Raw genomic sequence first — 20606 nt, 5'->3', positions numbered from 1 at the left:
CTCCCGCGCGGCCGGGCCTCGACATGCGCACCGACCCACGACGCGCGGTGCCCCCGCTGCCGGACCGGATCCGGCAGCGGGGGCACCGCGAGGTACGTCTGCCTCAGAGTTGCTCGCCGGCCGGATCGGCCGGCCCGGGCCAGTAGGCCGGGCAGGCGGCAGCAGGCTCACGTCCGGAGTCGGACAGCTCGACCGCTGCGGTGTACGCACCGTTCGGCGGGTTGTATCCGGTCGTTTCGGCGAAGTGGCCGCCTGCCCCGGAGGCGCGACCGGTCTCCGCGAAGGGCGCGGACTCCTCGCGGCGGACCGGCTGAACCGGCTGGACCGGCTCGGCCAGCTCGACGAAGGCGGGCGCGTCCGGCTCGATGAACGGCTGGCCCTGCGGCGTGGCCGGGTACAGGTCCCGGTACGCGACGGCCTCGCCGTACTCGCGGATCATGCGCTGGGAGTTCTCGCGGGCGAAGAGCACTCCCGCGGTGCGCATCGAGGTGCCCGTCCGGTCGGCCCGGCTCATCAGCCCGCGCACCAGCGGACGGATCTCGTCCGACAGGCGGCTGCAGGCGCCTCCGGGGCTGACGACTTCGCCCAGGATCACCCACCAGGCGCCGGCGGCTGCGCCGGTGTTGGCGATGAAGTCGGGCACGACGGTCACGCCCCGCTCCAGCAGCCGCTGTTCGGCCTCGGGGGTGGTCGGCACGTTGGCCGCCTCGGCGATGATGCTGCCTCGGATTCGGTCGCAGTTGGCGGCGGTGATGGTGTACGAGACGGCGGCCGGCACCAGCAGGTCGACGTCCTGGTCGAGCCAGCTGTCGCCGGGCAGCTCCTCGTCGTCCGCCCGCAGGACCGAGCGGTCGATGAGCCCGCCGGGGCTGCGCGCGGAGAGCAGCAGGTCCACGTCCAGACCTCGCTCGGTGTTGCGGATGAGCCCCTGGGCGTCGGTGATGCCGACGACCTTCACTCCGGCACGGGCCAGGTAGCGGGCGGTCGAGCCGCCCATGGCGCCGAAGCCCTGGAGCACCGCACGGGCAGAGCCGGCCGCGATGCCCCGGTGTCCGAGGGCCGCGAGCGCCGCCTCGGCGACTCCGTAGCCGCCGACCAGCTCGGAGAGCTTCAGCCCTTCGGTCTCGGCGGTGAAGGCGTGGCGGATTCGTGCGCGCACCTCGTCCGCGGCGGGGGCGCGGACCACCGCGGCGTGGAAGGAGTTCTCGCCGATTCCCACTCGGGAAAAGGCGCGGTCCAGTTGCTCCTGCTGGGTTCCGAGGTCACCCGCGGTGACCCAGAAGCGTTCGAGCAGGGGGCGTACCGCTTCGAGAAAGCGTTCCCGTACTTCCTCCGCCCGCGGATCGGTCGAATCGAAGTCGATTCCGCCCTTCGCGCCACCCACGTGAATTCCGAACGCACCCATCTTCAGCGTCATCTCACGGGCGAGTTCGGTGACCTCGTTGAGCGTGCAGCCCGGCCGCATTCGCAGACCGCCGGTGGCGATGCCCGTCACCAGCTGGTCGATGACGACGTACCCACGGGCCGAGGTCACGGTGTCACGCCAGGTGACCTGGAGGTAAGGTTCATGCTCAAGAACCTGCATTGGCGTCTCGACGGCAGTTTTCGTCACTTGGCACTCACCCTTTCCAGTCACTGATAGGCACGTACAGTCAGCGCCTACGGGCACACCGGAGCCGGCCGCGGAAACCAGCGACGGAACAACCCGTTCGACAACTGTGCGGAATTCATCCGCAATGTGAGCGGAGACCCTCGACGGGGAAACCGCAGCCATACGGCGGGACGGATTGCGCCGGGTGAAGAGCACACCGGAGCGGACCCTGGACGGGGCGCAATAAGGTTCTTCAGGAATACGCAGAGAACGCATTTCGTTGCGTTGTGCGTAGCGCCCACTGTGAGGTCGCCGGAGATCCCTTGTCAAGGCGTGACTTCGGTCCGTTCTGTCATCAACTTTCGGGGTGCTCGGGGGCCTTCGCGAGGAGCGAGAAATTGCAGCTCAGAGCGGTGTTACGGCTGGCTAAGGATTTAGCTGACAAAGCGTCGGAGCGTGCCCTGTCGCGCCGTCGGCGGTCGCCGCGCCTCCGCCCGCGCCGCGCGCGCCGCGTGGGCGGGGCCCCGGAGCAGCGGAAGACAGTCGCTCCGGTTCGACCAATCGCGTGGTGACCGGGCAATATCAGTCCCCTCGGGCCGCGTCGGGGGACGCGCCCGCACACCCGGTCGACGGCCGGGTGTTCCACAGAGCATCGAGAGTCTCCTCGGGAGGAGCGCCGTGAGCGGCAAGGTCGAGACGTACGAGTTCCAGGCCGAGTCCCGCCAGCTGTTGCAGCTGGTGGTGCACTCGATCTACTCCAACAAGGACATCTTTCTCCGTGAGTTGATCTCCAACGCGTCCGACGCCCTGGACAAGCTCCGCCTCGAGTCCCTGCGCGACGGCGAGCTGAAGGCGGACACCTCCGATCTGCACATCGCCCTCGAACCGGACGAGGAAGCGCGCACGCTCACCGTCCGTGACAACGGCATCGGCATGTCCCGCGAGGAGGTGGTGGCGCTCATCGGCACCATCGCCAAGTCCGGCACCGCGGAGTTCGCCAGGAAACTCAAGGAGGCGAACGAGAACCGGGACGGCGCCGCCTCGGCCGACCTGATCGGCAGCTTCGGAGTGGGCTTCTACTCCAGCTTCATGGTGGCCGACCGGGTGACGCTGGTGACCCGCCGCGCCGGCGAGGAGGCGGGCACGCGCTGGGAGTCGGCGGGCGAGGGCACCTACGACCTGCAGACGGTCGACGACGCCCCGCAGGGAACCTCGGTGACCCTGCACCTCAAGGAGGTCGACACCGAGGACCACCTGTACGACTACACGAAGCCGGACGCCCTGCGCGCGATCGTGCGCCAGCACTCGGACTTCATCCCCTGGCCGGTACGGCTGCCCGTCGAGAAGACCGGCGAGGACGGCGAGGTCGAGTCGACCGTGGAGACGGTCAACTCGATGAAGGCGCTGTGGTCGCGTTCGCCCGAGGAGATCACCGCCGAGGAGTACGGCGAGTTCTACCGGCACGTGAGCCACGACTGGTCCGATCCGCTGGAGACGATCCACACCAGGGCCGAGGGCACCTTCGAGTACCAGGCGCTGCTGTTCATCCCCTCCCGTGCGCCGCTGGACCTCTTCCACCAGGACGCACGCCGGGGCGTGAACCTCTACGTCAAGCGCGTCTTCATCATGGACGACTGCAAGACGCTGCTCCCCGACTACCTGCGCTTCGTCAAGGGCGTCGTGGACGCCCAGGACCTCTCGCTGAACGTCTCGCGCGAGGCTCTTCAGCAGGACCGGCAGATCCAGCTGATGCACCGCCGCCTGGTCAAGAAGGTCCTCTCGACGGTCAAGGCGCTGCGCGGCAAGGACCCGGAGAAGTACCGCACCTTCTGGCAGGAGTTCGGCCGCGCGGTCAAGGAGGGGCTGCTCAGCGACTTCGACAACCGGGAGACGCTGCTGGAGGCCTGCTCCTTCCCCTCGACCGAGGACCCCAAGGAGGAGACCGGGCTGCGCGCCTACAAGGAGCGGATGAAGGAGGGGCAGGAGCACATCTACTACCTCACCGGCCCCTCCCGTGCGCGCCTGGAGAGCTCCCCGCACATCGAGGCCTTCCGCGAGAAGGGGTACGAGGTGCTGCTGCTCACCGACCCGGTCGACGAGGTGTGGGTCGAGCAGGTCACGGAGTACGACGGCACCCCGCTGCAGTCGATCGCCAAGGGCCAGGTCGACCTGGAGAGCTCCGAGGACGACGAGGAGAGCGAGGAGGAGACCGCGCGCCGCACCGAGGAGTTCGGCCCGCTCCTCGCCTGGCTGGGCGACTCGCTCGGTGAGGACATCAAGGAGGTGCGCCTCTCCTCCCGGCTGACCACCTCACCGGCCTGCATCGTGGGCGACGCGGGAGACGTGACCCCGACCCTGGAGAAGATGTACCGGGCGATGGGCCAGGAACTTCCGCACGTCAAGCGCATCCTGGAGCTGAACCCCGAGCACGCGCTGGTCGTGGCGCTGCGGGAGGCGCACACCAAGGACAGCGAGGACCCGGGTCTGACGGAGACGGCCGAGCTGCTGCACGGCATGGCGCTGCTGGCCGAGGGCGGGGAGCTGAGCGACCCCGCACGCTTCAGCAGGCTGCTCGCCGGACGGCTGGCCGCGGGCCTGTAACCCGCGCCGTCGAGCGGGCCGGCCGCGGCCCGCTCGTCGAGCGGCGGCAAGGGCGTCGAGCGACGGCCCGGCACCGGTGGCGTACGGCCGCCCGGTGCCGGGCCGTCGCATTCGCCGCGGGCTCCCGCGCGTCCGGGACGTGCGTACGTGTCCGTAAGCACGCGTCGCCGGGCGGCTGGGCGGGCCGCGTCGCGCGAGCACCGCCCGCGGGCGTAAAAGGGTTGGCTCCCGCTGCCGCCGCGCAGCTACGGTCGGCGCTCCACTGCGCGCACGAACCCGAAGGCCCGAATGACCGACACAGCCGACCCGCCCCCGTCCCGTCCGCGGGAGGGCAGCGAGCTCCGGGCGCGGTGCGGGGACTGCTTCGGGCTGTGCTGTGTGGCGCTCCCCTTCTTCGCCTCCTCGGAGTTCGCGTTCGACAAGCCGGCGGGCAGCCCTTGCCGCAACCTCCGGCAGGACTTCCACTGCGGCGTCCACCCGGACCTGCGCGAGCGGGGGCTCTCCGGCTGCACGGTCTTCGAGTGCTTCGGCGCGGGCCAGAAGGTCTCACGGGTGACGTTCGGCGGCACCGACTGGCGCGGGGACGCCGGCCGGGCGCGCGAGATGTTCGAGGTCTTCCCGGTCATGCGCACCCTGCACGAGCTGCTGTGGTACCTGACCGAGGCGCTCGGGCTCCCCGGCGCGGCTGCGCTCCGCGGTGAGCTGCGCCGGACGCTGCGCCGGACCGAACAGCTCACGCTGGGCACGTCGCAGGAGCTGCGGGCGCTGGACGTAGAGGCGCACCGTGCCTCGGTGAGCGCGCTGCTGCTGCGCGCCGGCGAGCTCCAGCGCTCCCGCACTCCGGGCAGGAAGCAGAACCGACGCGGCGCCGATCTGACCGGGGCACGGCTGGAGTCGGCCCGGCTCCGCGCGGCGAATCTGCGCGGAGCGCTACTGGTCGCCGCGAATCTGCGGCACGCGGATCTGCGGGGCGCCGACCTCATCGGTGCGGACCTTCGCGGCGCCGACCTGTGCGGGGCGAACCTCGCCGGCGCGCTCTTCCTCACCCAGGCGCAGCTCGACTCCGCCCGCGGCGACGCGGACACGGTGCTGCCCGTCGCGCTGGCGCGCCCCGCCCACTGGTAGACCCCGCCGACGCCCGGTCGCCCCCCCCAGGTGCCTTCTCTCCCGCGCACCTCCCGGCGCCCTCCCAGCTCGGCCGGGGACACCCGCGCGACTTTCGATTGCTCTGCCACCCTCTTACTGCGTACGCTATCCACACCTGAGTTTATGGCATACACAGAAAGCGGGTGGCCGCCGTGCCCAACCCTCGTGATCCCGTCGAGGTGCACGACCTCCACAAGTCCTACGACGGTCAACCCGTGCTGCGGGGCGTGGACTTCACCGTCGAGCGCGGTCGGATGTACGCGCTGCTCGGCCCCAACGGCGCAGGCAAGACCACCACCGTGCGCATCCTCGCCACACTGCTCGCCCCGGACGGTGGAGCCGCGTACGTCGGCGGGTTCGACGTGGTGCGACAGGCCCGGGCGGTCCGGAACACCATCGGCCTCACCGGGCAGTACGCCGCCCTCGACCTGCTGCTCACCGGCCGGGAGAACCTGGTGATGATGGGCCGGCTGCACCGTCTGGGCCGAGCCGGGTCGCGCCGCAGGGCGGAGGAGCTGATCGAACGCCTCGATCTGAGCGACGCGGCCCACCGGCCGGCGCGGACGTACTCGGGCGGCATGCGCAGGCGGCTCGACCTGGCGGCCGGGCTGATCGCCGGGCCGCGGGTGCTCTTCCTCGACGAGCCCACCACCGGTCTCGACCCTCGCAGCCGCGCCACCATGTGGGAATTGACCAAGGGGCTCCTCGGCGACGGCACCACCATCCTCCTCACCACCCAGTACCTGGACGAGGCCGACCAACTCGCCGACCGCGTCGGGGTGTTGGACGCCGGTGCGGTGGTCGCCGAGGGCACCCCCGAACAGCTCAAGGAACGCGTCGGCACCGAACGACTGGAGCTCTGTTTCGCCGACGTGGACGAACTGCGCGACGCGCTGCGGGTGTTGGGCGGGCTCACCGACTCGTACGACGAGGAACGCCTGCGGCTGACCGCTCCGGTCCTCGGACCCCGCCAACTCCACGGCGCACTCGACGCGTTGTACGCGCACGGCGTCGACATCGAACGGGTCGGCCTCAGTCGGCCGACGCTGGACGACGTCTTCCTCAGCCTCACCGGCGGTGCCCCCGCCTCCCCCGCACCGGACCACCGCTTCCCCGCGCCCACGTCCGCGGCCGACACCCACTCCGCCGAAGGGCCGGTGACCGCACGGTGACCACGACGACCAGCACCACCGCGCTCCCCCTCGACGAGGACCGGCTGCCCTGCGCAGATCGGTCGCCGGTGGACCGGGTACGCCTGGGCCTGAGCGACACGCTGGTTCTCATCGGCCGCAGCATGCGCCATCTGACCCGCAACGGCGAGCAGTTGGTGGTGGCGATGGTGCTGCCGCTCGTCCAACTCCTGGTCTTCCGCTACCTGTTCGGCGGCGCGATCGACACCGGCAGTACGGAGTACGCCAGTTACGTCATCGCCGGGCTGGTGGTGGTCAGTGTCTGCTTCAACGCCTCCAGCACCGCGGTGAGCATGGCCAACGATCTGCAGGAAGGCATCGTCGAACGCTTCCGCTCGATGCCGACGCTCGAGATCGCCGTGCTGACGGGGCATGTCGTCGCCTCGGTCGCACGGAACTTCCTGTCGATCACGATCATCATGGCGGCCGGAGCGGCCGTCGGCTTCCGGCCGCAGGCGGGCCCCGGCCAGTGGCTCGGCGCGCTGGCGCTGCTGCTGCTCTTCGTCACAGCCGTCTCCTGGCTCGCGGTGATCTTCGCGCTGGTGACCGGCACTCCGGAGGGCGCCAGCGGGCTGGGTCTGATCATCGTCTTCGTGCCCTATCTGAGCAGTGGTTTCGTACCGGCGGAGACGATGCCGAGTGCGCTGCGGGGCATCGCGGAGCACCAGCCGTTCTCGCCGCTGATCGACGCGGTGCGCGGACTGCTGCTGGACATGCCGATCGGCGACTCGGCATGGCTGGCCACCGCCTGGTGGACGGGGGCGCTGGTGCTGCTCGTACCGCTGGCAGCGGCGCTCTTCCGCCGCCGACGCCTGACCGTGTGAGGCGACCGCGCTGCTCCGCCGCCGATGCGGACCGTGCCGGTCTGCCTGGCACACCCCGTCGCGGGTCCTTAGATTTGATGGTGCCCGACTGGGCAGGCCCCGGGGATCGGACCGTACGGAACGGCTGAACGGAGCGTGGGGTATGAGCGGCGAGAGCGCGATGGGCGACGACGTCCACCAGCCCGACGGCTCGGAGGTGCAGGACGACGCGGGACTGCTCGGCCCCGAGGACACCCTGATCGACCGCGGCGTCGATCCGGAGGTCGAGGGGTACTCGCCGCCCGAACGGCCTCTGGCGGTGGAGAGCTGGGGCACCACCGCCTCCGAGCAGCACGACGGCGAGCCGCTGGAGGTGCGGCTCTCCCACGAGGTCCCCGAGATCGGCGTGCCCGACGGCGACGGCGTCGGCGACCTGGCCTCCGGCGAGGGCGAACCGCTGGACGAGGAGGTGGGATCGCTCCGCTCCGGGCGGATCGTCGCGCTGGGCGAGGGCGTTCGGTCCGGCGCGGGGGGCGACGTGTACGCGACGGACGTCGGTATCGACAGCGCGGCGGCCTCCGCCGAGGAAGCCGCCATGCACACCGTCGTCGACGACCCGGACGAGCCGGAGGATTCCGGCAACCCGTACCGGCTCGACTGACGCGGGCGTCCCGACCGCGACCGCCTGACAAGACGCGGACGGCCCGTGCACGGGAGGTGGCCCGACACGGGATACGACCCGGCACGGGCGGCCCGGCGGCGCGGGCGGAGGTAAGGGCGCGGGTGGCCCTGCGCGAGTGGTGCCACGGTGCGCGGGCGGTCGTGACGGACGTACGGCGATCGTGTTGCGGCGAGCCGCGGGCGCTTCCACGTCGGCCGCGGCGCCGGTTGGCGTCGGACCACTCGTCGGGGCGGGCCGGGGCCGGTGCCCACCGGCCGGTCTTCGCCGACGCAGGACCGTGTGCCCGAGTGGCTCAGGGGCCCGCCTGCAAAACGGGTTGTGCGGGTTCGAATCCCGCCACGGTCTCGGGCCGCGTCAGCCGGGCCGGAACGCTCGTCCGGACCGGGCTGACGCGGACCGCCGGTCCACGCGGCAACACCGGCGGCAAGGCGGGGGCGCACGGGGAGGTACGCCCCGGCGGCCGGGGCTACAGCCGGCGGCAGCCTGCGGCGACGTTGCTGCGTTGCTCGGTGCACGACTCGGGCAGCGGGGCGGGTCGCTGCCAGTCGATGATGCGCACCGCCGCTCCGGCCGCCTCCAGACCCCGGCAGTGCACATGGTGCCGGGAGAGGATGTCGGAGGTGCGCAGCTGCTGCCCGAACTCCGGCAGGGCGAGCAACCTCCGGGCGTAGGCCCAGAGTTGGGGATGCGCCGCGATGCGGTGGGTGGCCCGGGCGTCGAGGTGCCAGCGGTCCACGTGGTCCAGCCGTACGAGAGTGGTCCACAGATGGACGTCGACGGTCGTCAGCCGCTCCCCCAGTACGTACGGCCGGCGCTCCAGCAGCGCTTCGAGGGAACCGAGTGCGGCCAGCAGCCTTTCCAGCGCCTCGGCGGCCCCTGACCGGGCCTCGCCCGCTTCTCCGGCCGCCTCGCCGATGTCCCGGTCGAACAGGTCCGACAGCTCCTGCGCCCGGGACCGCTGCGAGGCGTCGACGGGGAGGAGTTCACGCGCGCCCCCGTAGTGCGTGGCGAGGTCGGTGACGATGTCACCGGGCCGGTCGCTGACGATACGGCCGGTCCACGCGTCGGTGAGCAGCGGCGCGGTGTACGGGCCGGGGTGGCCGTGGCGGGAGGCCTGGTACCAGGCGCGCAGCTCCGGATGGTCGCCGCCCTCCCCCGGAACCGGTGGCAACAGGTGCAGAGCGACCCGCCCCTCGAGCCGCAACAGCGCGTGGGCGATCGCGATGCGCAGTCCGGACGGGCAGGAGAGCGCGAGATGGAGCCCGTACCGCTGGGGGACGGGGTAGAAGCCGCCGCTGCGGGCGTCGCCGAGGCGGCCGGTGAAACCGGGCGTGGTGGGTGCGGGTGCGTTCTTTCCCGACATGACTGGCTCCTTGGAGAGGCGGGTCGAGACACGGGCGCCTTGCGGCTGCGGACGGTCGGGCGGCTGCGGACGGCTGCGGACGGCCCCGGGGGTGCGGCCGGCGGGCGGTAGAGCGGGTGCGGCCCGTCGGCAGGGCGCGTCGATGGAGTGCGTCGAGGCGTGCGGGTGCGCCGCTGCCGGAGCGGTGGGCGCGCATCGGTACGATGCGCGCTCGGGACCGAACCGGGCGGGCGGGCCGAGTTCGGGGCGCCCCGCGGCGCGGCGTCGAAGTGCGCGGCCCCGGCCGACCCGGACGCGGGCAGGGGTCGGGAGCGGGCGCACGCACGCCTCCCCCTCCGCCCGGGAGCGGAGGGGGAGGCAGATGCGGGGCCTAGCTCGCGCCGGCGACCCGCAGCAGATCGATGTGGCGACGGGAGGTCAGCAGCGGACACACGGGCGGTTTCTCGGCCGCCTCGATATGCGTCGGTGCCGGTGCGCCGATCATGGCATCCCGTCTGTCGGTCGATGCCGAGTCCGGAAGGACCTCGGCGGCGGACGGCCCTCTGCGACCGCCGAAGCCCGTACCGGCGCTCGATGTCGAGTCTCCGTGAGCCCCGGGGACCGGTCAAGAGCGCCTGTTCACCGCCGGACGCCCCTGAACTCCCTTCCGCCCGTCCGCAGTTGCTCGCCGACGCCCGGTGGTGCCCCTCGCGAGAAGCCGGCCTTCACCGCGGTCTCGGCACCTCGCCGACCCTTTGCCCGCCGAGAGCCCCGGCACTCGGCGGCGGTCCGACCGTTCTGCCGCCACCGGCTGGAGACGGCTTCCGGAACGCCGAACGGGGGCCCGTTCAGCCGCTGGCGGCCCCGTCCGGCACAGCGACCTCGTCGAGCACGGCGGCGACGGACTCGCGGTCGCCGGGGCCGGAGAGCCAGAGTTCGGCGTGGTAGTGCCCGTCCGCCTCGAACCCCTCGGGCGTCAGGCCGGCCGCCCGCACCGCCTCGACCGCGTGCCGTTGCTCCTGCGCGGAGGTGAAGCGGCGCTGGCGATGGGTGCCCGGCCCGCGGACCGTGGTGAGCCCGTGTTCGGCGAGGGTCCGGACGATCCCCTCGTAGCCGACCGTGCGCAGCACCAGCGCCAACACCCAGGCGTGCGGCGGCAGATGGCGCACCAGCCGGGCGAAGGTCCGTTCGGTGACGTAGCCGACGCCGCCGCTGACGGTGATCAGCGAGACACTGCCGAGCGCCGCTTTCAGGGCGTCGCTCGGTTCGTGTCGCTCCAGGTCCTCGTGGTGGCCCTCCTCCAGGAGGCCGGCGTCCCGGGCGTAGCCGACGGCGTTCGCCGCGGCGTCCAGGCCGAGGGCCCGTACGGCGTCGTAGCGGCGGTGTGCGGCGTAGAACTCCCGGTCGACGGCGAGGAGTTCACCCGGTCCGGGCCGGGCGGTCGCGCTGCCGCCCGGGTTCGCGGTCCCGGCGCCGGTGTCGTGCTGCGCGTAGTGGCGGTAGAGGTCGTCCAGCGTGAGCGTGTGGTTGAGCAGGGCGGCGTTCAGCCCGTAGGAGCAGCAGAGGTCCAGCACTGCGACGGGGCCGTGTTCGGCAGCCGCCACCAGCGGCTTGGTGCCCAGCAGACGGCGGGTCAGCTGCTGTGCGTGGTGCGGGATCTGGTACTCGTACGGTCCCAGGGTGCGGTAGTACGCGCGGGGGTCGGGCTGGTCGTAGATGTCGTCGAACGACGATTTTCCGCCGGACGCGGACGCGCTGTCGGGCACGGGGGCCGCCGGGTCGGTCGGCCTCGCGGGTTGCTCCGTGTCATTCCAGTTACTCCTCATCACAGCCTCGCTGTCACTTGTGTACCGGGACAATCACTGGCGCTTGTCATGCTCGCAGTAGTACGGGGCTCTGGACAGCAGGCAGGTTCCGGCCACTTGGGGAGCGGCTCCCGGCCCCGAACCAGGAGTGGTGCGGCGCCCGGAGGACGCCGCACCACTCTCTTCGTGACCGAGGGCGGTCAGCGTGCGTAGAGCGCCTCGATCTCCGACTCGTGCGCCTTCAGCACGGCGGCCCGCTTGACCTTCAGCGAGGGCGTGAGCATGCCGTTCTCCTCGCTGAACTCCCCGTCGATGATACGGAACCTGCGGATCGACTCGGCCTTGGAGACCGCCTCGTTGGCGTAGTCGACGGCCTTCTGGACGTCCGCGATCAGCTCGGGGTCCTCCCGCAGCTCGGACAGCGGAGTGTCCTTGGGTCGCTTGCGCATCGCCAGCCAGTGCTCCCTGGCCTCCGGCTCCAGGGTGACCAGGGCGCAGATGTAGGAGCGTCCGTCGCCGAGCACGATGCACTGCCCGACCGGCGGACGGCTGCGCAGCCGGTCCTCCAGCACCGCCGGCGAGACGTTCTTGCCGCCGGAGGTGACCAGGATGTCCTTCTTGCGGCCGGTAATGCTGAGGTAGCCGTCCTCGTCGAGCGCGCCGAGGTCCCCGGTGGCGAACCACCGGTCGTGCAGCACCTCCTGGGAGGCGGCCGGGTTGTTCCAGTACTCGCCGAAGACGATGCCGCCCTTGATCAGCACCTCGCCGTCGTCCGCGATCCTGATGGTGGTGCCGGGGACGGGCTGGCCCACGGTGCCCGGACGCGGGCTCAGCGGCGGGGTGATGGTCGCCGCGGCGGTGGTCTCGGTCAGTCCGTAGCCCTCGTAGATGACGATGCCGGCGGCGTAGAAGAAGAGGCTCAGACGCTTGTCGAGCGGGGAGCCGCCGCTGATGGCATAGCTGAGCCGACCGCCGAGCTCCTTGCGGATGCGGCGGTAGACCAGCAGGTCGTACAGGCCCGCCGCCAGGCGCAGCCCCAGCTTCGGGCCGGCCCCCGTGCCCAGGTACTTCGCCAGCGACGCCTCGCCGAAGTTGACACCGATCCGGTCGGCCCGATCGAAGGAGGCGCCGCGGCCCAGGTTCTCCGCGGTGGCCCGGCCGGCGTCGTGGATCTTCTCGAAGAGGTACGGCACGCCGACCACGAACGTCGGCCGGAAGCTGCGCAGTTCCGGGCGGAGTTCGTCGGGCTTGATGCTCGGGCAGTGTCCGACCTCGATGCGCGCCATCAGGCAGGCGATCTGGATGGTGCGGCCCAGGATGTGCGCCAGCGGGAGGAAGAGCAGCGTCGAGGCGTCCTGCTTGGTCACCTCGCGGAAGACCGGGTGCAGCAGCTCGATGGTGTTCGCGGCCTCGGCGAGCAGGTTGCCGTGGGTGAGCACGCAGCCCTTGGGGCGGCGGGTGGTGCCGGAGGTGTAGCAGATGGTGGCGATGGAGTCCGGGGTCAGCGCCGCGCGACGGCGGGCGACCTCCGCATCCTCGATCTCCCGGCCGGCGGCGGCGAGTTCGTCCATGCCGTCGGCGTCCAGCTGCCAGACACGGCGGCTCTCCTCCAGGCCTTCGGCGGCCTGCTCGACCGTCCGCGCGTTCTCCGGGGTCTCGGCGACCACCAGCCGGGCGTCCGAGTCCTGGAGGATCCATCGGACCTGGTCCACCGAGGAGGTGGCGTAGATCGGGACCGTCTGGCCGCCCGCGGCCCAGATGGCGAAGTCCAGCACCGCCCACTCGTAGCGGGTGCGCGACATCAGCGCGACCCGTCCGCCGGGCTCCAGCCCGGCGGCGATCAAACCCTTGGCCGCGGCGTTCACCTCGTCGGCGAAGAGCTTCGCGCTGACCTCGTCCCAGCCGTCGGCGGTGCGGCGGCGGAGCGCGAGTGTCCCCGGCTGCTCCTGTGCGTTGGTGAACGGGATGTCGGCGGTGCTGCCGCTCGTCGGCGGGTCGACCAGGCGGGAGGCGCGCGCCTCCCGTACGACGCCGCCCTCCTTGACGGTCTCCACCCTTACCCGGTTGGCGAGTTCGGGATGCTGCTGCGCCTTCTTGAGGTCTTTGCGTACGCCCATCCTGTGGCTCCTGTTCGCGGCTCGTGCGTCGGTCTGCGGGTCGCGGTCGTGGTCGATGAAGCGCCCGCCGCCGGAGTGCGGCGGGCTCCCCCGAGTGGGCCGACTCAGCGCTCCAGTACGGCCGTCACTCCCTGCCCGCCCGCGGCGCACAGCGAGATCAGTCCGCGGGCGACGGGGCCGCCGTCCTCGGCCGGACCGCGCTCGCGGGCCTTGTGGTCGAGAAGCTTGGCGAGGTTGGCCACGATCCGTCCGCCGGTCGCGGCGAAGGGGTGGCCGGCGGCCAGCGAGGAGCCGTTGACGTTGAGCCGGTCCCGGTCCACGCTGCCGAGCGCCTCCGGCAGACCGAGCCGCTCGGCGCAGAAGTCGGCGTCCTCCCAGGCCGCGAGGGTGGCCAGCACCTGGGAGGCGAACGCCTCGTGGATCTCGTAGTAGTCGAGGTCGCCGAGTCCCGCGCCGACGTCCTTGAGCAGCCGGGGCACCGCGTACACCGGCGCCATCAGCAGGCCGTCCCGCCCGCCGACGAAGTCCACCGCGGCGGTGCGCGAGGCGCGCAGATAGGCGAGCACCGGCAGTCCGCGCTCGGCGGCCCACTCCTCGGAGGCCAGCAGCACGGTGGAGGCGCCGTCGGTGAGCGGAGTGGAGTTGCCCGCGGTCATGGTGCCGCCGGAGCCGCCGAAGGCCGGCTTCAGCTTGGCGAGCTTCTCGACGCTGCTGTCGGGACGCAGATTCTGGTCGCGCTCCAGCCCTCGGAAGGGCGTCACCAGGTCGTCCTGGAATCCCCGCTCGTACGCGGCGGCCAGGCGCTGGTGGCTGGTGGCGGCGAGCAGGTCCTGGTCCTCGCGGGTGACGCCCCACTGCGCGGCGGTGACCGCGGCGTGCTCGCCCATCGAGAGCCCGGTGCGCGGCTCGGAGTTCTGCGGGATCTCCGGCACCACGTGGCGCGGCCTGATCCCGGCCAGCGAACCGAGCCTGGCGGGCACGCTCTTGGCCCGGCGGGTGCGCAGCAGCACCTTGCGCAGCTGGTCGTTGAGAGCGAGCGGTGCATCGCTCGCGGTGTCGACGCCGCCGGCGACACCGGCGTCGATCTGGCCGAGCGCGATCTTGTTGGCGACCAGGATGACCGCCTCCAGGCCGGTGCCGCACGCCTGCTGGAGGTCGTACGCCGGCGTCCTGGCGTCGAGTTCGCTGCCGAGGACGACCTCGCGCACCAGGTTGAAGTCCCGGCTGTGCTTGAGGACCGCGCCCGCGGCGACCTCGCCGAGCACCTCTCCGGCCAGGTTGTACCGGTCGACCAGCCCGGTCAGGGCAGCCGACAGCATCTCCTGGTTGGAGGCGGTGGCGTAGGCACCGTCCGAGCGGGCGAACGGAATGCGGTTACCGCCGATGATCGCGACGCGGCGCCCGATCGAAGCCATGTCTGCTGCTCCTTGTGGTCTGACCGTACAGTTCTTACTGTTGGGTAAACTTACTCACGCGTAGGGAGAAATCAATGGCTGACCGCTACCAAAAACTGACCTCCGGGGGCGCGGGAGGCTTTCTCGCCAAGCGGCTGGGCCTTCCCCAGCCCGAACCGCTGCGGCGCCACCTCCCCGGCGCACCCGCCTTCCCCGGCCCGATAGTGCTGGGCGGTCAGCCCTCCGGACGCGTGCAGAAGTCGCTGCACAGCCAGTTGGCGGCGGCCGGTGCCGAGGTCGAGACCGGCACCGAGCCGCGCGACGGCCACCGCCCCGATGCGCTCGTCTTCGACGCCACCGGCATCCGGGACAGTGACCAACTGCACGCGCTGCACACCTTCTTCCACCCCCGAGTCCGCTCGCTCGCCGCCTCCGGCCGGCTCCTGGTGATCGGCACTCCCCCCGAGCACACGACCACCGCCCGGGAGGCCGCCGCCCAGCGCGCGCTGGAGGGCTTCGTACGGTCGGCGGGCAAGGAGCTCAAGCGCGGCGCGACCGCCCAACTGCTGCTGGTGGCCCCGGGTTCGGAGGAGGCGATCGAGTCGACCACGCGCTTCGTGCTCTCGCCGCGCTCGGCCTACGTCTCCGGCCAGGTCCTCGTGGTGGACGGCGACCGGGGCGGCGTGCCGCAGAGCTGGGATCTGCCGCTGGAGGGGAAGACCGCCGTGGTGACCGGTGCCTCGCGCGGCATCGGCGAGGTCATCGCCGCGACACTGGCCCGTGACGGCGCCCATGTCGTCTGCCTGGACATCGCCGCCCAGAGCGAGCAACTGCGCGCGGTGGCCGAGCGGATCGGCGGCAGCGCGCTGGAGCTGGACGTCACCGCCGAGGACGCCCCGCAGGCGCTCGCCCGTGAGCTGCGGGAGCGGCGCGGCGGCGCGGACATCGTCGTGCACAACGCCGGCATCACCCGGGACAAGACCCTCGGCCGGATGAGCCGCGACCGCTGGGACTCCGTGCTGGCCGTCAACCTCTCCTCGGTCGAGCGGCTCAACGACCGGCTGCTGGACGAGAAGGACCCGGTCGTCGCCGAGGGCGGGCGCATCGTCTGCGTCTCCTCCATCAGCGGAATCGCCGGCAACGTCGGCCAGACCAACTACGCCGCGAGCAAAGCCGGCCTCATCGGCCACGTCCGCTCGCTGGCGCCGTACACCGCGGGCCGCGGGGTCACGGTGAACGCGGTGGCGCCGGGCTTCATCGAGACGCAGATGACCGCGCAGGTGCCGCTCTTCATCCGGGAGGCCGGACGCCGACTGAACAGCATGAAGCAGGGCGGGCAGCCGGTCGACGTCGCCGAGGCGGTGGCGTACTTCGCGTCCCCAGCCAGCGGTGCGGTGACCGGCCAGGTCCTGCGGGTGTGCGGCCAGGGCCTGTTGGGGGCGTGAACGGATGAGCGCGTACACCACACAGGAGCTCACCGGGGTGCCGGGGCTGGCCGGCATGTACCTCAGGGCGGTGCTGCCGAAGAAGGGCGCCCCGTGCGAACTGCCGGACAGACGGCTGGTGTTGCGCGGCCGGACCGTGCGGGAGAAGCATCTGGCCGAGTACGCCGGAGTCTGCGGCTTCCAGGAACACGCGGTGCTGCCGGCCACCTATCCGCACATGGTTGCCTTCGGGCCGTCGATGGCCCTGATGACGGCGGCGGACTTCCCCTTCCCGCTGCTCGGCCTGGTGCATGTGGCCAACACGGTCGAGCAGCTGCGTCCGATCCGTCCCGGCGAGACCCTCACGTACCAGGTGTGGGCGCAGGACCTGCGACCGCACCCCAAGGGCAGGGTCTTCGACATCCGGGCCGAGGCCGACGACGGCACCGCCACCGTCTGGCGTTCGACCAGCACGTATCTGCGCCGGGGCAGGAGCGAGGAGGAGGCCGGTGGCTTCGGCCGCACCGAGCCGCCGGCGACTTCCTTCGAGGACGCCGGGCTGACCCGGGAGTGGCATGTGCCGGGCTCGGTGGGGCGGCGGTACGCCTCGGTCTCCGGCGACCGCAACCCGATCCACCTCCACCCGCTGGCCGCCAAGCCGTTCGGCTTCCGCAGCTCGATCGCACACGGCATGTGGACCAAGGCCCGCTGCCTGGCGGCGCTTTCCGAGCGTACGGAGCGGCTCCCGGACGCGTACCGGGTGGAGGTCGCCTTCAGGTCCCCGGTGCTGCTGCCGGCCTCGGTGCGGTTCGCGGCGACGCAGACCGGCGAGGACTGGCGCTTCGGGCTGCGCGGCGCGAGCGGCAAGGAGCGCGAGCATCTGCGCGGCTCGCTGACCGCGCTGGACTGACAGGACTCGCGCGCAGGCTCGGCGCCGTACGGGTCGTCAACTCCGTACGGCGCCGCCCTCGCGGGGAGGCGCGGGCGGCGGGGCCGGGCTCACTGCGGCGGGTCCGGCGCGACCGGCGGCAGCCACGCCTCGCCGTTCAGGACGTTGCGCATGCCGACCCAGAGCATGTTCATCAGCCGCAGGGTGACGGTGTCGGGAGCCTGGTCCGGATGGCGCTCCATCCAGTCGGTCACGTAGTCGGCGGCGCCCACGAGCGCGTGCGCGACGAAGTCGGCGTCCTCCTCACGCAGATCGGCGGTGCTGCCGCTCTCCGCGATGCCGTCGCTGATCAGCCCCGCGACCTGCTCCATCACTGCCCGCCTGGCCAGCGCCACTTCGCCCGCGATGGTCTCGCTCAGCTCTGACGCCTGGCGGTGCAGCACCACCCAGCTGTCCCGGTGCTCGGAGACGAAGCCGAAGAAGGCCCCCAGGCCTGCGTACAGCCTCGCGTCCGGCCCCTGTTGACCGCGCGCAGCGGCCTGGAACGCCGTCACCAAGCGCTCGGCCTCGCGCCGCAGGCAGGCGACGAACAGACCTTCCTTGGAATCCAGGTAGAGGTAGACCATCGGCTTGGAAATGCCCGCGAGGTCGGCGATCTCGTCCACCGAGGCGGCGTGATAGCCGCGTTTGGAGAAGACCGTCACCGCCACGTCGATGATCTGCTGTTCGCGGATCCGCCGTGGCACTCTGCGCTTGCGTTGCTCCTTCACCCTTGTCAGCCTACCCAGCCCGAGCTACCTTACTTCCCAGTAAGATTACTTCTTAGTAAGGATCGGTCATGGCTGACGACATCACCAGCGACCTGAGCAAGCTCGACTTCGCCAGCGTCTCCCCCGAGGAGTTCGCCCGCATCGTCAAGAAGCTCTCCAACAAGGAGATCAAGGAGCTGGCTCAGGGCGAGCTGCGGACCCGCGTGCTCGGCGAGGTCTTCGGTCGGATGGAGAAGCAGTTCAAGCCGGAGGCGGCGGGCTCCACCGAGGCCCTGATCCGATGGAAGATCGACGGCGAGAGCGAGGTCGTCTACGAGACCCTGATCTCGGACGGAACCTGCACCGTCACCGAGGGCCGCAGCGAGGCCGAGCCGCGCGTGACCCTGCTGATGGGCGACGCCGAGTTCCTCAAGCTCGTCTCCGGCAACGCCGGCCCGGTCACCATGTTCATGACCCGCAAGCTCAAGATCGCCGGCGATGTCGCGCTCGCCTCCGGTCTCACTCGCCTCTTCGACATCCCCAAGGCCTGAGGAGCGCACCGCACATGAGCTTCTCTCTCGAACTCGACGAGGACCAGAAGGATCTGCGGGAGTGGGTGCACGGCTTCGCCGTGGACGTCGTGCGCCCCGCCGCGGCCGAGTGGGACGAGCGCGAGGAGACCCCCTGGCCGGTCATCCAGGAGGCAGCGAAGATCGGCCTCTACGGATTCGAGTCGCTCGCCGAACTCTTCGGCGACCCGACCGGGTTGTCGCTCCAGATCGCCAACGAGGAACTGTTCTGGGGCGATGCCGGCATCGGCATGTCGCTCTTCGGCACCTCTCTCGCGGTCGCCGGGATCTTCTCCTCCGGCACGCCCGACCAGCTCGCCGAATGGGTTCCGCAGTGCTTCGGCGACGAGTCCGAGCCGCAGCTTGCCGCCTTCTGCGTCTCCGAGCCGCAGGCCGGCTCCGACGTCTCGGCGATGCGCACCCGCGCCCGGTACGACGAGGCCAAGGACGAGTGGGTGCTCAGCGGCCAGAAGGCATGGATCACCAACGGCGGCATCGCCAACATCCATGTCGTGGTCGCCTCCGTCGACGCCGGGCTCGGATCGCGCGGGCAGGCCGCGTTCATCGTGCCGCCCGGGACGCCGGGGCTGGAGGGCAGCCGCAAGATCAAGAAGCTGGGGCTGCGCGCCTCGCACACCGCCGACGTCTTCCTGGACGACGTGCGAGTGCCGGGCAGTTGCCTCCTCGGCGGCAAGGAGCGCCTCGACCGCCGACTGGCGGGCGCCCGCGAGGGCAGGACATCCAAGGGCCAGGCGGCGATGGCGACCTTCGAGGTCAGCCGGCCGACCGTCGGCGCCCAGGCGCTCGGCATCGCGCGCGCCGCCTACGAGTACGCGCTGGAGTACGCCGGTGAGCGGGAGGCGTTCGGCCGACCGATCATCGACAACCAGTCCATCGCCTTCACCCTGGCCGATCTGCGCACCGAGATCGAGGCCGTACGGCTGCTGATCTGGCAGGCGGCGTGGATGGCGCGCAACGAGAAGTCCTTCACCGCGGGGCAGGGCTCGATGTCCAAGCTGCGGGCCGGTGAACTCGCCGTCAGCGCGACGGAGAAGGCGATCCAGGTCCTCGGCGGCGCGGGCTACAGCCGGGAGCACCCGGTGGAGCGGATGTACCGCGACAGCAAGATCTACACGATCTTCGAGGGCACCAGCGAGATCCAGCGACTGGTCATCGCCCGGGCCATCTCCGGCCGCCACATCCGCTGAGGCCAGACGGCACCTCGCCTCTCCGAGGACGGCTGCGCCCACGGGGACTCGGCAGGGCGTTTCACGGCCTGTCGACGGGGGTCGGGAGAGTTCTGGGAGACAGACCGCATCTCCTTGACGAGCGGGGGTACAGGCCCGTACCCCCGCTCACGCACACCCGGACGCATCGCCTCCCGCCACACCTCCCCCAGGCGCTCGGCGCCCTCCGCCCATCGACCACGTCGCATGCGAGCGGGTACTTCACCAGGCCCTGCGGCGTGATGCGGCGCCGCCACCACGGACCGGCACTGCGCCGACGAGGGGGACGGTGAGCTCGGCTCAGGTCGGAGGGACCCATCACCCATCCGGCTGGATGGGCCCTCCGACCCGAGCGTCAGGCTGCCGAGCGTGTCTCCCCGCGGGGTGCGGGCTCCGGTGCGGCCGACTCCTCCGCCCGATCCGACTCGGCCCGGCGTGAGCCGCGATCGCCCTTCGTCCCCTCAGCCTTCAGCGCTTCGCCCTTGGAGCGTTCCTTTATCAACTGGGAGACGCGCTGGAACGAGACACCGAGGATGCGTCCCGTGTCCCGCTGACTCAGCCCTTCGGCAAGCATCGCCGCCGCGGACTGCATGGCTTCGCGCTCCTTTGCCGCAGCCTTCTCCGATTCCGCTCTCGCCTCTCGGACTCGCGCCAGGGCTTCCTTCTCCTCACCGGAGAGCAGTGGCGCGACGCGGACGTGCACCTCCTCGGGTTCGACGTCGGCCATGAGGGCAATGGCTTCCCGGGCAGCCTCGTCGGCCTGGTCGAGCCGTTTCGTCTGGCTGAAGACTCCGGGCAGCTCGGGTACTTCAAGCGCCCACCAGTCGCCGGAGCGTCGGGCCGTGACCTCGTAGGTTTTCATCGCCACCAGTCCTTCCCAAGCGCTGTTTCCAACCGCTTGCAGATCCCCTCGGCGGTCATCTCGTTGACCTCGGCGTGCTTGGGGATCACGACGGAGATGTCGCCGCAGCTCCACATCTGGTGGCTGCCATTCTGGCGTTTCATCTCGAAGTCGATGCCCTGAGCACTCGCGGCGTCTCTGATCTTCCTGACCAGAACTCTGTACTTCACAGAATAA

At 71.2% G+C, this 20606-nt stretch carries 18 protein-coding genes and 1 tRNA gene; 10 read left to right on the top strand and 9 right to left on the bottom strand.

Annotated features, from left to right (window positions below; genetic code table 11):
• Positions 1–103: 103 nt before the first annotated feature.
• On the bottom strand, positions 104–1534 hold the full coding sequence (locus JGS22_RS24665; protein WP_211040878.1) for a Glu/Leu/Phe/Val dehydrogenase dimerization domain-containing protein: 1431 nt from the start codon (positions 1532–1534) through the stop codon (positions 104–106).
• A 735-nt stretch (positions 1535–2269) separates the two neighbouring features.
• Here JGS22_RS24665 and htpG point away from each other — a divergent pair.
• The 6 genes from htpG to JGS22_RS24635 all read left to right on the top strand — a co-directional run bounded on the left by htpG (position 2270) and on the right by JGS22_RS24635 (position 8358).
• A complete protein-coding gene (gene htpG / locus JGS22_RS24660) occupies positions 2270–4192 on the top strand; it encodes a molecular chaperone HtpG (protein WP_211040879.1) in 1923 nt (640 codons plus the stop codon).
• Between the two features lie 288 nt (positions 4193–4480).
• Positions 4481–5317 carry a pentapeptide repeat-containing protein gene (locus tag JGS22_RS24655; RefSeq protein WP_211040880.1) on the top strand — a complete coding sequence of 279 codons (837 nt, stop codon included), beginning with the start codon at positions 4481–4483 and terminating at the stop codon, positions 5315–5317.
• A 173-nt stretch (positions 5318–5490) separates the two neighbouring features.
• Positions 5491–6510 carry an ATP-binding cassette domain-containing protein gene (locus JGS22_RS24650; RefSeq protein WP_211040881.1) on the top strand — a complete coding sequence of 340 codons (1020 nt, stop codon included), beginning with the start codon at positions 5491–5493 and terminating at the stop codon, positions 6508–6510.
• Positions 6507–7352 (top strand): ABC transporter permease, encoded by an 846-nt coding sequence (locus tag JGS22_RS24645; protein ID WP_308405883.1) that lies wholly within the window; start codon positions 6507–6509, stop codon positions 7350–7352. The genes JGS22_RS24650 and JGS22_RS24645 overlap by 4 nt, the downstream gene beginning before the upstream one ends.
• 142 nt (positions 7353–7494) lie before the next feature.
• A complete protein-coding gene (locus JGS22_RS24640; protein WP_211040882.1) occupies positions 7495–7992 on the top strand; it encodes a DUF5709 domain-containing protein in 498 nt (165 codons plus the stop codon).
• A 294-nt stretch (positions 7993–8286) separates the two neighbouring features.
• Positions 8287–8358 (top strand) — tRNA-Cys (locus JGS22_RS24635).
• Positions 8359–8479: 121 nt separating this feature from the next.
• Here the strand turns inward: JGS22_RS24635 and JGS22_RS24630 are convergent.
• The 5 genes from JGS22_RS24630 to JGS22_RS24615 form a co-directional block, all read right to left on the bottom strand.
• The gene (locus JGS22_RS24630; protein WP_211040883.1) at positions 8480–9376 is read right to left on the bottom strand and encodes a glutathione S-transferase C-terminal domain-containing protein; all 897 of its coding nucleotides are present in this window, start codon (positions 9374–9376) and stop codon (positions 8480–8482) included.
• 370 nt (positions 9377–9746) lie between these two features.
• Positions 9747–9860, bottom strand: coding sequence for a putative leader peptide (locus JGS22_RS27505; RefSeq protein WP_372454355.1), 114 nt, complete (start codon positions 9858–9860; stop codon positions 9747–9749).
• A gap of 343 nt (positions 9861–10203) precedes the next feature.
• Positions 10204–11121, bottom strand: coding sequence for a hypothetical protein (locus JGS22_RS24625; protein WP_211040884.1), 918 nt, complete (start codon positions 11119–11121; stop codon positions 10204–10206).
• Positions 11122–11360: 239 nt separating this feature from the next.
• Positions 11361–13277: an AMP-dependent synthetase/ligase gene (locus JGS22_RS24620; RefSeq protein ID WP_211040885.1), complete on the bottom strand. Its 1917-nt coding sequence runs from the start codon at positions 13275–13277 to the stop codon at positions 11361–11363.
• A 104-nt stretch (positions 13278–13381) separates the two neighbouring features.
• Complete coding sequence (locus JGS22_RS24615; RefSeq protein ID WP_211040886.1) at positions 13382–14692, bottom strand: acetyl-CoA C-acetyltransferase; 1311 nt, start codon at positions 14690–14692, stop codon at positions 13382–13384.
• 74 nt (positions 14693–14766) lie between these two features.
• Here JGS22_RS24615 and JGS22_RS24610 point away from each other — a divergent pair, with 74 nt between their 5' ends.
• On the top strand, positions 14767–16116 hold the full coding sequence (locus JGS22_RS24610) for a 3-oxoacyl-ACP reductase (RefSeq protein WP_211040887.1): 1350 nt from the start codon (positions 14767–14769) through the stop codon (positions 16114–16116).
• A gap of 4 nt (positions 16117–16120) precedes the next feature.
• Entirely contained in the window at positions 16121–17005 is an 885-nt protein-coding gene (locus tag JGS22_RS27195; RefSeq protein ID WP_211040888.1) for a MaoC/PaaZ C-terminal domain-containing protein, read from the top strand.
• An 89-nt stretch (positions 17006–17094) separates the two neighbouring features.
• Here the strand turns inward: JGS22_RS27195 and JGS22_RS24600 are convergent, their stop codons facing one another.
• The gene (locus JGS22_RS24600; RefSeq protein ID WP_211040889.1) at positions 17095–17754 is read right to left on the bottom strand and encodes a TetR/AcrR family transcriptional regulator; all 660 of its coding nucleotides are present in this window, start codon (positions 17752–17754) and stop codon (positions 17095–17097) included.
• A 68-nt stretch (positions 17755–17822) separates the two neighbouring features.
• On the opposite strand from JGS22_RS24600, the gene JGS22_RS24595 reads away from it, so the two are divergent.
• Positions 17823–18284 carry an SCP2 sterol-binding domain-containing protein gene (locus JGS22_RS24595; protein ID WP_211040890.1) on the top strand — a complete coding sequence of 154 codons (462 nt, stop codon included), beginning with the start codon at positions 17823–17825 and terminating at the stop codon, positions 18282–18284.
• 14 nt (positions 18285–18298) lie between these two features.
• Positions 18299–19510 (top strand): acyl-CoA dehydrogenase family protein, encoded by a 1212-nt coding sequence (locus JGS22_RS24590; protein ID WP_211040891.1) that lies wholly within the window; start codon positions 18299–18301, stop codon positions 19508–19510.
• Between the two features lie 373 nt (positions 19511–19883).
• Here JGS22_RS24590 and JGS22_RS24585 read toward each other — a convergent pair whose 3' ends face one another.
• The gene (locus JGS22_RS24585) at positions 19884–20390 is read right to left on the bottom strand and encodes a hypothetical protein (protein WP_211040892.1); all 507 of its coding nucleotides are present in this window, start codon (positions 20388–20390) and stop codon (positions 19884–19886) included.
• Positions 20387–20599 (bottom strand): type II toxin-antitoxin system HicA family toxin, encoded by a 213-nt coding sequence (locus JGS22_RS24580; protein ID WP_211040893.1) that lies wholly within the window; start codon positions 20597–20599, stop codon positions 20387–20389. The genes JGS22_RS24585 and JGS22_RS24580 overlap by 4 nt, the downstream gene beginning before the upstream one ends.
• Positions 20600–20606: the final 7 nt, after the last annotated feature.

Source organism: Streptomyces tardus (genome assembly GCF_018101125.2).
GTDB lineage: Bacteria > Actinomycetota > Actinomycetes > Streptomycetales > Streptomycetaceae > Streptomyces > Streptomyces tardus.
The sequence above is the reverse complement of the archived record's forward strand: the minus strand, read 5'-3'. Positions and strand labels throughout refer to the sequence as shown.